This window comes from Acinetobacter sp. UBA3106, from assembly GCA_002365595.1.
Lineage (GTDB): Bacteria > Pseudomonadota > Gammaproteobacteria > Pseudomonadales > Moraxellaceae > Acinetobacter.
Genome location: DFAM01000017.1, coordinates 137,982 through 150,251, shown reverse-complemented (window position 1 = coordinate 150,251; position 12,270 = coordinate 137,982). Strand labels below are relative to the sequence as shown.

Here is a 12,270-nt window from a genome sequence, read left to right as displayed (position 1 = left end):
CAGTTTAGATGTCATTTGCCAGGGCGAAATATTGGGGTTTTGCATGGGGTTTTAGTCTTTTGACGCAAGGGCTATGGGCTGCAGTGCAGACCACGCCTTATATTGCCATTCATAGCCAACCCAAATATGCAGGTTTGTCGGTCATGCCTTATGCCAATGCCCAGGCGCCTAAAGGAGGGTATTTAAGTACGGCAAGCAATGGCACGTTTGACAATTTAAACAGCATGAATGGCAAAGGCAGTTCAACCGATGGGGTGGAATATCTGTTTGATTCACTGATGTCGAATTCGCTGGATGAGCCGGGGGTCATGTATCCCTTGCTGGCAGAAAAAGTGACCTATGATCCCAAGCAAACCCAATATGTCATTTTCCATCTCAATCCCCGGGCACGTTTTAGCGATGGCAGTGCAGTGACTGCCGAAGACGTCAAATTCACTTTTGATACCTATAAAACCAAGGCCAATCCAGGACTGCAAATGTATTTGTCCGATCTGGATAAAACCGAAGTGTTGTCCAAATATGCAGTCAAGATGAGTTTCAAGTCTGACAATAATGCAGAAATGCCGCTGATTCTGGCGCAGATGCCGATCTATTCAAAACGCGATTGGCAAAAGAAGGATTTCACCCGTGTCACCATGCAACCGATTTTAGGTTCAGGGCCATATCTGATTGACCGTATAGATGCCGGTCGCAGCATCAGCTATAAACGCAATCCGAATTATTGGGGCAAAGACTTGGCGGTGAATAAAGGCCGCTATAATTTTGACCGCTTAAAATATGTTTATTACCGTAATCTGGACATTGCCTTTGAAGGCTTTAAGTCGGGTCAATATACCCTGCATGAAGAATTTACCGCGCGAAAATGGGTGACTGAATATCGTTTCCCGGCTGTTCAAGCAGGCATGGTGGTGAAATACCGCTTTCAGCATCAGAACCCGATTCCAACACAAAGTTTTGTGTTTAATAGCCGCCGTGCGCCTTTTCAGGACATTAAATTTCGTCAGGCCATTACTTATGCTTACGATTTTGAATGGCAAAACAAGGCGCTGTTTTATGGACAATATCTGCGCTTACAGAGTTACTTTGCCAATAGTGAACTGGAAGCCAAAGGTGCTCCAAGTCCTGCAGAGCTGGCCATTTTAAAACCCTATTTAGCCAGACTGAACCCAATTCAGCGGCAGGGTGTTTTGAAAGATTGGAAATATCCAGTGTCTGATGCCAGCGGATTTAACCGCAATAATCTGCTGACTGCACGCCAGCTACTCATAAAAGCTGGCTATACCTTTAAAAATGGCCGTTTGCTGGATACCCAGGGTAAGCCGATTCGGATTGAATTTTTAATTCATCAGGATGGTTTGCAGCGCACCTTGATGCCTTTTATTCGCAATATGAAGCGCCTGGGAATCGAAGTTGCTATCCGTCATGTCGATGTACCGCAGTATATCGAACGCATGCGGACCAAGGATTTTGACATGACCACCAGTGTGATGCCGCAGTCTTTAAATCCGGGGAATGAGCAGGCGCAGTTCTGGGGCAGTGCATCGGCTGATCAGCCGGGCAACTACAACTATGCTGGCATTAAAAATCCTGTGATTGACGACATGGTACAGCAAGTCATTCGTGCACCGAGCCGTGAGCAACTGGTCATCAGAACCCGGGTGCTGGATCGTTTGTTGCGTGCCGGCTATTATCAAATTCCGACCTATGGCAAAGGTGAAAACTGGTTTGCTTACTGGAATATGTATCATCAGCCGAAGGTCAAACCGAAACTGTCATCGGGCATTGATTATTGGTGGAGTAACGCTGGACAAGCCAAAAAAGTCACCCAGTATTTAGGTCAAAAATAAACAATAAGGCATAACGCAGGCACAAGGAACGCTGTTTCGATGGGCATATATATATTAAAAAGACTGCTGCTGATTATTCCAACGCTGTTTTTCATTTTATTGATTAACTTTGTGGTGATCCAGATTGCACCGGGTGGACCGGTGGAGCAAGCCATTCAACAGGCAGAAACTTTTCAGGGCTTGGGGGCAACGGGTGGTGAAACCGCCACGGCCAAAAGTAATTATCAGGGGGCCAAAGGTCTAAGTGAAGAAATGGTGGAGAAGATTAAAGCCCAATACGGCTTTGATCAGCCTGCGCACATCCGCTTCTGGGATATGTTGAAAAGTTATGCCAGTTTTGATTTTGGCAGCAGTTTTTTTAAAGACAAGCCGGTGACGCAATTGCTGTGGGAAAAAATGCCGGTATCGCTGTCTTTGGGTTTGTGGAGCACTTTGCTGATTTATCTGGTGTCTATTCCTTTGGGCATTAAAAAGGCTCGTCAGCATGGTATGCTGTTTGATAAATCTACCTCATTGTTACTCGCAATTGGCTATGCCGTGCCTGCCTTCGTATTTGCAGTCTTACTGATTGTATTCTTTGCCGGTGGTTCCTATTTTCAGTGGTTCCCGCTACAAGGACTGGTTTCGGAAAATTTCAGTGAACTGAGCATATTGGGAAAAATTAAAGATTATTTCTGGCATATGACTTTGCCTTTATTGGCGATGGTAATCGGTGGTTTTGCAGGACTGACTTATCTGACCAAATATTCCTTTATGGAAGAATTAAACAAGCAGTATGTGCTGGCAGCGCGTTCTAAAGGTTTAACAGAATCACGGGTGCTGTATGGTCATGTGTTTCGTAATGCCATGCTGATTGTGATTGCCGGTTTGCCTGAAGCCCTGATCGGGATTTTCTTTGTCGGCAACCTGTTTATTGAAATCATTTTTAATCTGGATGGTTTGGGATTGCTCGGTTTTGAAGCGATTCAGCAGCGTGATTATCCGGTTATTTTTGGCACCCTGTACTTATTTACCTTGCTGGGTTTGATTCTGCGCTTAATTAGCGATGTGCTGTATCAGGTGATTGACCCGCGGATTAATTTTGATTCGCGAGGTGCTGAATAATGTCACCTTTAATGCATGCGCGCCTGAAACGCTTTCAGGAAAATAAACTCGGGTTTGGTTGCTTAATCCTCTTTGCCGTGATTTTTGTATTGTCGCTGGCTTCTGAATTAATTGCCAACGATAAACCGCTGTTGGTGAAATACGATGATTCACTGTATGTGCCGGTATTAAAATCTTATCCGGAAACGGCTTTTGGCGGCGTATTTGAAACCGAAGCCGATTATAAAGATCCGGCAGTACAGCAACTGATCAATGAAAAGGGCTGGGCAATCTGGCCGCTAATTCAATATTCCTATCAAACACCTAATCTGGAACTGGCAGTACCGGTACCTTCTGCTCCGACCTCGCAAAACTGGTTAGGTACCGATGACCAAGGACGAGATGTATTGGCGCGCATACTGTATGGTTTGCGCGTATCGTTACTTTTTGGCTTTGCACTCACCATTGCATCAGCACTTTTAGGCATTGCAGTAGGCGCAATTCAGGGTTATTACGGTGGCTGGGTCGATTTATTGGGACAGCGGATTTTAGAAGTATGGGGCGGTTTGCCGATGCTATTCATGGTGATGATTCTGGTCAGCATGTTTACCCCAAACGTCTACTGGCTGTTTCTGATTATGCTGTTATTCGGCTGGACCACCTTGGTGGGATTGGTTCGGGCAGAATTTTTAAAGGCACGTCATTTGGACTATGTCCGTGCTGCACGCAGTCTGGGGGTTACAGACCGGACCATCATGCTGCGCCATATCTTGCCGAATGCCATGAGTTCCAGCCTGTCGCAGTTACCGTTTATGTTAACCGCCAATATCACTGCACTTACCGCATTAGACTTTTTGGGCTATGGCTTGCCACCCGATGCAGCATCATTAGGTGAATTATTATTACAAGGCAAATCCAATTTGAATGCACCATGGTTGGCGTTGTCAGGCTTCTTTACCTTGGCCATTGTTCTATCTTTATTGATTTATATTGGGGAGGCGACACGTGATGCATTCGATCCAAGACGCCAATAATCCGCAAGCGTTATTAAGCGTGCAGCATTTAAATATCCGGCAAGCAGAACATGTGCTGGTAGATGACCTGAATTTTCAGCTGCATGCTGGTGAAACCGTTGCCTTGGTCGGTGAAAGCGGTTCGGGCAAGTCGATTAGCAGTCTCGCTTTGCTTGGACTGTTACCCAGCACACTAAAAATAAAAGGTCAGGCCTTATTCGGACAGCAAAATCTACTGTCGCTGAAGACCGAACAGCTGCGGCAAATTCGTGGCCATAAAATTGCCATGATTTTCCAGGAACCGATGACAGCTTTAAATCCTTTGCATCGGGTCGAGAAAATTATCGGTGAAACTTTATTGCTGCAAGGCTGGTCCAAACAGAAGACCCGGGCACGAATTATTGAATTGTTAAAAGATGTCGGCATTCCAGACCCGGAAGATAAATTACGCCGTTACCCGCATGAGCTTTCCGGCGGGCAACGTCAGCGTGTGATGATTGCCATGGCGCTGGCCTTAGATCCGGACATTCTGATTGCCGATGAGCCGACTACAGCTTTGGATGTGACTTTACAGGCGCAAATATTACATTTGCTTAAATCGTTACAGCAAAGCCGAAATATGGCCATGATCCTGATCAGTCATGACCTCAATCTGGTACGTCGCTATGCCGATCAGGTGATTGTGCTGAATAAAGGCAAGGTAGAGGAACAGGGCAGTGTTGCGGAAATTTTTAAAAACCCGAAACAAGCCTATACCCGCGATTTACTGAACCATGATTTTGGTGAAGCCATTCAAATTGCAGAAGCTCCCAATCTATTGGCTTTACATAAGGTCGCGGTGAAGTTTCCGGTTAAGCAGGGGTTGTTAAATCGGGTCAAAGATTACTTTGTGGCGGTGGAACCCTTGGATTTACAGTTAATGCAAGGTGAATCGATTGGCATTGTCGGTGAAAGCGGATCGGGTAAAAGCTCACTGGCCTTAGCGATTACCCGACTGATTAAAAGTGACGGTGAAATTGTGCTGCTCGGTACCGATTTAAACCGGTGCAATGAAAAGCAGTTACGACCTCTACGCGCCGAATTTCAGATTGTATTTCAAGACCCGTTTAGCAGTTTAAATCCGCGATTAAACGTGGAACAAACGATTGGTGAAGGATTGGGCTTAAAAAAACTGTCAGTCACAGAAATATCACAGCGGATTGATGAAGCTCTGGAAAAGGTCGAATTGCCGATCAGCTTTAGAACACGTTATCCGCATGAACTTTCGGGTGGGCAACGTCAGCGTGTCGCATTGGCACGAGCATTGGTATTACGACCGAAGTTACTAATTCTGGATGAACCGACCTCGGCACTGGACCGCACCACTCAGCGTGCGATCGTGAAACTGTTAAGACGATTACAACAGGAACATCAGATCAGTTATCTGTTTATCAGCCATGACCTGCAAGTGGTCAAAGCTTTGTGCCAGAAAGTGCTGGTGCTGCGCCGTGCACAGGTCATGGAATTTCAAAGTACAGAACAATTGTTTTTAAATCCGCAAACAGAATATACCCGTCAATTGATTGAAGCCAGTCAGTACGTATAAATATACTGACAAGTCATATTGTCAGAATTATCATTGACGGATGGCATAATCAGTTTAGAGTCTTAACTCTATATAAATACAAACAAATCAGGATTGAGATATGAGTCATCTGGCTGAAGCAACCACAATTCGAAATATCATTTTTAAAAATCGCATTATCAAGGGGGCGATGAGTGAAGCCTTGGCAAATGACGCAGGTCAACCCAGCCAGTTGCATTTTAATCTTTATGAAGCCTGGGCAAAAGGTGGTCTGGGCTGTGCCATTACCGGTAATGTGATGGTGGACTTCCGCGCCAAAAATGAACCGGGCGTGGTAGTGATTGAATCAGAGCGTGATCTTGCTCAGTTGAAGCAATGGGCAGAAGTCGGTAAACGTCATGGCATGGTGCAGCTGATTCAATTGTCCCATCCGGGGCGTCAGTGTCCTAAAGGTTTAAATAAAGAAACGGTGGCGCCATCGGCGGTGCCTTTTAGCCCAATGCTGGCCACTACCTTTGGTACACCACGTGAATTACGTGAAGATGAAATCCTCGATATTATTCAGCGTTTTGCAACTTCTGCCCAAATTTGTGAGAAAGCCGGTTTTGAAGGCGTACAGTTGCATGGGGCACATGGTTATCTGATCAGCCAGTTTCTATCACCCTTGACCAATAAACGTCAGGATCAATGGGGCGGTCCAATTGAAAACCGCATGCGCTTTTTGCTGGAAATTTATAAAGCGGTCCGTGCAGTGACTTCCGATCAATTTATCATTTCCGTAAAACTGAATTCAGCAGATTTCCAGCGTGGCGGAATTACCGAAGAAGAAGTAGTTACGGTATTTAAGGCGATTGATGAAGCTGGAATTGATCTGATTGAAATTTCAGGTGGAACTTATGAAGCCCCAGCCATGGCCGGTGCCAAGGCAGAAAAACACAAAGCCAGCAGTATTGCCCGCGAAGCCTATTTTCTTGACTTTGCCGAAAAGATTCGCAAAGAAGTCAAATGTCATTTAATGGTGACAGGAGGTTTTCGTACGGCTGCAGGGATGAATGCAGCGCTGGACAGTGGAGCTTGTGATTTTATTGGTATTGCCCGTCCATTGGCAGTGGAAACCGATTTAACCGACCGTCTGATTGCAGGGCAGGACGTGCGTTATGCAGTAGATAAAATCAAAACCGGCATTCCAATGGTTGATAAAATGGCGATCATGGAAATTATCTGGTATGCCGCGCAGTTTAAAGATATTGCCCAAGGTAAACGTCCAAATCCGAAACTGTCACCGCTGAAAGTTTTCTTTAAATATGCCAAAGGCAATATCACGGCAATCATTAAAGGTCAGATTAATTCACGTCGTAGTGCTTAAGTTTGGTTGATTCAGCTTTAGACCGGTAAGATTGAAATTCTAGCGCAGACCATTGTCCTTTCTCTAATATTAGTTGAAAGGCAGGTTTGCTTTTTTATAGCTAGATATTTTGAGACTGCATTATTTTTCTTAAGCTAAAAAATTAAAGATAGAAAGCTAATGTAGATTGAATACTGTTAAAAACAAAAAAGCCTGATTCAAAATGATCAGGCTTTTTTGTGAGATATTGCTATCTCGAATATGGCGACCCTACGGGGATTCGAACCCCGGTTACCGCCGTGAAAGGGCGATGTCCTAGGCCTCTAGACGATAGGGTCATCTAAGAAATTGGCGTCCCTACGGGGATTCGAACCCCGGTTACCGCCGTGAAAGGGCGATGTCCTAGGCCTCTAGACGATAGGGACGTTTCAGAGGTGGGCGTATAATAGGGTGGATAGGACACCCTGTCAAACCTTTTTCCGGGATAATTTTTAAAAATAGATTCAACTGAATAAAAATAAAACAAATATGTGAAATGTACTGTGTAATGCGCTATTTTTCGGTTGTTAGACCATTAATGATGCTGTTGACCACCGCCGGATTTTGCAAATAGCCGGTAATACTGTGAGGATTATACAGGGAGGTGGTAATCGCCTGGTTAATGATCGGTGGTTCAAAATCGAAGGGTGCTTCGGATAAAGGGAAAGCAGTTAAAAAGTCATCAGGTGAATAAAAGTTAAACCAGTCACCCTCTAGTTGAGGTGGCCGGGATATCGGAGTAATAAGTTTTTCCTGTATGACCCTAAAAGCAAGGGGCGAGCCCAAGGTAATAAAACGCTGAATTCTAAATTGGGGATATTGATGCAGCAGGTTATAGGTGATGACCGAACCCAGAGAATGCGCCACAATAATATGATCCAACTCGGGACGAAGATAAGACATGATCCGCTGATGGACTTCATGCATGAAATCCGGATTGGATAAATATAAATAGGTTTCAATCAGGAATTTATGGATAAATGTTTCATGCAGTTTGGGATAATGATTCAGAAATAGGGCCAGTTCCTTAAATGCGTGATCTCTGGTGAGTGCGGTAATCAGGGCCAATCGCTGAGTGAATGACTCGGAGCATTCGGGATTTACACTCGGTAATCTGCTCGCACAGGGATGATGTTCGGGAACAATCGTATTGTTATGCCTTAAATGAAAGGGAAGATGGATATGGGAAATGGACTTGGGTAAAAAGGTATCTATATCCAGGCTGTTATATAAATGATGTTTGCTAAGCAAATCGCCATAAAAAGGGAAACGTATCTCCAGAGCGTTGAGATCGATATTTTGCTGGGAATGGGACAAGCCTGTCTTAAAAGCAGATAGCCAATGTTGTTTTAATGAGGGTTGATCATAATTCTGTTGATTCATGCCGTGAATAAAAATAATTTTCATACAAGGTCAGATGATGTAGAGATGTAATTATCTATCTTGAGCTTAAAAAAAAGAGTGGTACTTGACCACTCCTTTTTTGTGTTAGTTTTGCTTTCGGTAGAAAACAAAGTAACTGAGATAACAGGCTGCAATAAAGATCAGGCATCCAATAAAGCCAGGCAGCATTTCAGGATCGAAAGCCATACTTATTGCGGTGATAAAACAGAACACAAAACCTAAAATCGGTACAAGAGGAAACAAGGGTGCCGCAAAGCCCAAGTCTTTTGCGCTGTGGCCCTGTTTATACCATTGACGACGGAAATTGAACTGGCTTAAACAGATACTCATCCAGACAATCACCATGGTGAAAGCGGCTACACCGAGTAAATTCTTAAAGATAGTCTCTGGCGCAAACTGTTCAGACAATAGGCCTGGTAAAGCACCCATCATGGTGACGATCACGGCCACAAATGGAATGCCACGATGATTGACTTTGGAGAACACCGCAGGTAATTGTTTTTTGTCAGACAACGACCACATCATACGTGAGGCAGCAAATAAGCCTGAGTTTGCCGCAGACAATAATGCCGTAATAATTACAAAACGAATAATGTCTTCAGCATATGGAATGCCGATATGGGTAAATACAGTCACAAAGGGACTGCTACTGACACCTTCAGCATCCAGGCCGGCCATCTGGTGGGGTAAAAGCGCACTAATGACAACAATGGTACCGACAAAGAAAATCAATAAACGCCAAATAGCCGCATTGATGGCTTTAGGTACATTTTTCGCAGGATCTTTGGTTTCACCGGCGGCCACACCAATCAATTCAGTACCGGAGAAGGCAAAATTGACAATCAGCATGGTTGCGAAAATAGGGAACAAGCCTTGAGGAAACCAGCCTTGAGCGGTTAAGTTGCTAAACAAAGGCGCAGATTCATAGCCATTAAAGTTTAAAATACCGAAAATAGCCAATAGGCCCAGTAAAATAAAGGCAATAACAGTCAGTACTTTAACTAAGGATAACCAAAATTCAGATTCGGCAAACCAGCGCGTTGAACTCATATTTAAGCCGAAAACCACTGCAGCAAAAATAATGGTCCATAACCAGACGGAAATGTGCGGAAACCATTCCTGCATCAGCAACGCAGCAGCGGTAAATTCCGTCCCCAGCGTTGCGGTCCAGGTCAGCCAATACAACCAGGTGATCATATAGCCTGTACCCGGACCAATGTATCTGCGGGCATAAGTACCAAACGAACCTGATTCAGGCATATGTACCGCAAGTTCGCCTAGGCATAGCATGACTGCATAAGCGATTAAACCGCCTAATACATAGGAGATGATGGCACCTACAGGCCCCGTTTGTGCAATGACTTCACCCGAACCTAAAAATAAACCTGTACCGATTGCGCCGCCCAGCGAAATCATGACCAGATGTCGAGTACTCATAGCGCGTTTTAATGGCGCAGAATTGCCCTGATGCGAAGCATCATTCGGAGTATGAGATGACTGCATAAGAGAAGAATGAATAAAGATAAATGAAGCGAGCTATTGTAGTGAAAAACTACAAATCTGCAATGTAATAATGATAACTATTGGAATTTGAATGATCGTATGAAACGATATATGGCGACCCTACGGGGATTCGAACCCCGGTTACCGCCGTGAAAGGGCGATGTCCTAGGCCTCTAGACGATAGGGTCGTTAGGAGGTGATGCGTATATTATGGATTTTTAATCGGACTGTCAAACCTGTAATTGTGTTATTTTTAAAATATTGAATTAACTGGATAAAAAATGACAAATCTAAAATAAAAAAGCACAGTTTTTAAACTGTGCTTAAGCTGTAGCTATAACAGAACATTACTTTTTAGGGTGATATAACCAGTAATAACTTGCATAACAGGCAGCCATAAAGAGCAAGCAGCCAATAAAACCTGAAAGCATTTCAGGGTCGGCAGCCATACTTAAACCCGTCGCGGTACAACAAATAAAACCTAGGATCGGTACCAGAGGAAACCACGGCGTACGGAATTTAAGTTCCGCAACGCTATGGCCTTGCTTCAACCATTGACGTCGGAAATTAAACTGGCTCCAGCAAATACTCATCCACACGATAACCATGGTAAATGCCGCCACGCCCATCAGGTTTTTAAAGATGACATCTGCACCAAACTGTTCAGACAACAGTCCCGGTAAACCGCCAATCATGGTCACCAATACTGCAATGACCGGAACTCCAGATTTGCTGACTTTGGCAAAAATCCGAGGCAGCTGGTTTTGAGCCGCCAAAGCCCACATCATGCGTGAAGCGGCATACAGGCCCGAGTTAGCGGTCGATAGCAATGCAGTAATAATTACGAAGCGGATAATATCCACCGCATAAGGAATGCCCATCAGATTAAACACCGACACGAATGGACTGCTGCTTAAACCGTCACCTTGAGCACCGGCATTTAGACCTGCATCGCTATAAGGAAGCAATGAACTGATCACGATAATGGTACCGACAAAGAAAATCATTAAACGCCACACCGCCGCATGAATGGCTTTAGGGACATTTTTTTCAGGATTTTCGGTTTCACCGGCCGCAATCCCGATCATTTCTGTGCCATTAAAGGCAAAGTTGACGATCAACAACGTGGCAAAGAGCGGGAACAAACCATTCGGAAGCCAGCCATGTTCAGTCAGATGATGAAACATCGGTGCAGTTTCATAACCCTGGAATGGAATGAAACCAAAGATGCTGCTAAAACCGAGAATAATAAACACCAGTACGGTGGCAACTTTAATCAGTGATAACCAGAATTCGGACTCGGCAAAAGTACGGGTTGAACTTAAGTTGGAAATGAGCACACCGCTGGCAAAGATGAGCGTCCATAACCAGATTGAAGTTTGTGGAAACCATTCCTGCATGAGAATGGCCGCTGCGGTAAATTCTGTACCCAAGGTCGCCGACCAGCCGAGCCAGTACATCCAGGACACCATATAGCCTGTACCTGGGCCAATATAGTTCGAGGCAAATGCACCAAAAGAGCCGGATACCGGTAAATGTACAGCCAATTCACCAAGACACAGCATCACCATATACGCGATTAAGCCGCCAATGATATAGGCAAGGACTGCACCAAGTGGTCCGGCTTGTGAAATGACTTCACCAGACCCCATAAAGAGACCAGTACCGATGGCACCACCGAGCGACAACATAATGAGGTGGCGTGTGGTCATCGCTCTTTTCAGCGATGGCTTACGCTCCCCGGCAGACGAATGCTGCGAAGGTTGAGAGGGAGATTGCATAAGATCAATAATAGGTTGAAAGTATTATTTTAAGTGTTTGTTATGTGAAATTTCAAATAAATCATTTTTCATGAATGGAGGGAAGGCAGTTAAAGAATTTGAAATACAAAAGACCGCAAATTAGTGGTCTGGAGTCTGGTATTTCTGGGGCTGCTCCTGAGCTGGAGTTGATGCAGGCGAAGCAGATGAGTCTTTGGATGGAGGAGTGTCTTTACTGACAATATATAAATATAAAGCAGAGGGGAGGAGAATGATTAATACAAGAAAAACTTTTTTCAACATGAGTGCAGGTTCATTAATTCGAATAGCATGAAATTAACATGCAACTTGAGATAAAAAAAGGGCAGCGAAGTGCCCAGCAGTTAAACTTAAAATTTATAACTGATATCGGCAATAAAGCGGCGAACTTCATCTGAATAGGGTTTTGCTGAGGTTTCATTCACGGACTGATTCTTTGACTTCTACAATAACTGGTACTAAATCTATAAGGATGATCAATTTATCCTGTTCTGTGTTGGTGCAGTTTCAGCAGAAGTACTAGAACTTAACATGGCTAAAATAGCAAAGCTAAGAGGGGAGGAAGCAAAACGTATAATTATTAGAAAGTCCTATAAAATGTAATGCTGGCGATATCATTAACTTTAAAATCTTAATCAATATAAATGAGAATTATTTTCAATAAAAATTAATA

8 protein-coding genes and 3 tRNA genes are annotated in these 12,270 nt (G+C 44.2%); 5 read left to right on the top strand and 6 right to left on the bottom strand.

Annotated features, from left to right (window positions below):
• Window positions 1–8 precede the first annotated feature (8 nt).
• From B4C48_RS10260 to B4C48_RS10240, 5 genes are all read left to right on the top strand, one after another.
• Window positions 9–1,847, top strand: coding sequence for an extracellular solute-binding protein (locus B4C48_RS10260; protein WP_291356142.1), 1,839 nt, complete (start codon window positions 9–11; stop codon window positions 1,845–1,847).
• Between the two features lie 39 nt (window positions 1,848–1,886).
• Complete coding sequence (locus B4C48_RS10255) at window positions 1,887–2,951, top strand: microcin C ABC transporter permease YejB (protein WP_291356141.1); 1,065 nt, start codon at window positions 1,887–1,889, stop codon at window positions 2,949–2,951.
• Complete coding sequence (locus B4C48_RS10250; RefSeq protein WP_291356139.1) at window positions 2,951–3,964, top strand: ABC transporter permease; 1,014 nt, start codon at window positions 2,951–2,953, stop codon at window positions 3,962–3,964. Before B4C48_RS10255 ends, B4C48_RS10250 begins: the two co-directional genes overlap by 1 nt.
• A complete protein-coding gene (locus tag B4C48_RS10245; protein WP_291356295.1) occupies window positions 3,939–5,528 on the top strand; it encodes an ABC transporter ATP-binding protein in 1,590 nt (529 codons plus the stop codon). Before B4C48_RS10250 ends, B4C48_RS10245 begins: the two co-directional genes overlap by 26 nt.
• Window positions 5,529–5,628: 100 nt before the next feature.
• Window positions 5,629–6,873 carry an NADH:flavin oxidoreductase/NADH oxidase family protein gene (locus tag B4C48_RS10240; RefSeq protein ID WP_291356137.1) on the top strand — a complete coding sequence of 415 codons (1,245 nt, stop codon included), beginning with the start codon at window positions 5,629–5,631 and terminating at the stop codon, window positions 6,871–6,873.
• 241 nt (window positions 6,874–7,114) lie between these two features.
• On the opposite strand, the gene B4C48_RS10235 is transcribed toward B4C48_RS10240, so the two are convergent.
• From B4C48_RS10235 to B4C48_RS10210, 6 genes are all read right to left on the bottom strand, one after another.
• A tRNA-Glu gene (locus B4C48_RS10235) sits at window positions 7,115–7,190 on the bottom strand.
• A gap of 11 nt (window positions 7,191–7,201) precedes the next feature.
• Window positions 7,202–7,277, bottom strand: a tRNA-Glu gene (locus tag B4C48_RS10230).
• Between the two features lie 127 nt (window positions 7,278–7,404).
• Entirely contained in the window at window positions 7,405–8,298 is an 894-nt protein-coding gene (locus tag B4C48_RS10225) for a hypothetical protein (RefSeq protein WP_291356135.1), read from the bottom strand.
• 81 nt (window positions 8,299–8,379) lie between these two features.
• The gene (locus tag B4C48_RS10220) at window positions 8,380–9,798 is read right to left on the bottom strand and encodes an amino acid permease (RefSeq protein WP_291356133.1); all 1,419 of its coding nucleotides are present in this window, start codon (window positions 9,796–9,798) and stop codon (window positions 8,380–8,382) included.
• A 112-nt stretch (window positions 9,799–9,910) separates the two neighbouring features.
• A tRNA-Glu gene (locus B4C48_RS10215) sits at window positions 9,911–9,986 on the bottom strand.
• Between the two features lie 159 nt (window positions 9,987–10,145).
• The gene (locus tag B4C48_RS10210; protein ID WP_291356131.1) at window positions 10,146–11,579 is read right to left on the bottom strand and encodes an amino acid permease; all 1,434 of its coding nucleotides are present in this window, start codon (window positions 11,577–11,579) and stop codon (window positions 10,146–10,148) included.
• Window positions 11,580–12,270: the final 691 nt, after the last annotated feature.

Bases quoted from the DNA above. Each gene is read 5' to 3' on its own strand.
- B4C48_RS10260 (WP_291356142.1), top strand. From the start codon at position 9: ATGTCATTTGCCAGGGCGAAATATTGGGGTTTTGCATGGGGTTTTAGT.
- B4C48_RS10255 (WP_291356141.1), top strand. From the start codon at position 1,887: ATGGGCATATATATATTAAAAAGACTGCTGCTGATTATTCCAACGCTG.
- B4C48_RS10250 (WP_291356139.1), top strand. From the start codon at position 2,951: ATGTCACCTTTAATGCATGCGCGCCTGAAACGCTTTCAGGAAAATAAA.
- B4C48_RS10245 (WP_291356295.1), top strand. From the start codon at position 3,939: ATGCATTCGATCCAAGACGCCAATAATCCGCAAGCGTTATTAAGCGTG.
- B4C48_RS10240 (WP_291356137.1), top strand. From the start codon at position 5,629: ATGAGTCATCTGGCTGAAGCAACCACAATTCGAAATATCATTTTTAAA.
- B4C48_RS10225 (WP_291356135.1), bottom strand. From the start codon at position 8,298: ATGAAAATTATTTTTATTCACGGCATGAATCAACAGAATTATGATCAA.
- B4C48_RS10220 (WP_291356133.1), bottom strand. From the start codon at position 9,798: ATGCAGTCATCTCATACTCCGAATGATGCTTCGCATCAGGGCAATTCT.
- B4C48_RS10210 (WP_291356131.1), bottom strand. From the start codon at position 11,579: ATGCAATCTCCCTCTCAACCTTCGCAGCATTCGTCTGCCGGGGAGCGT.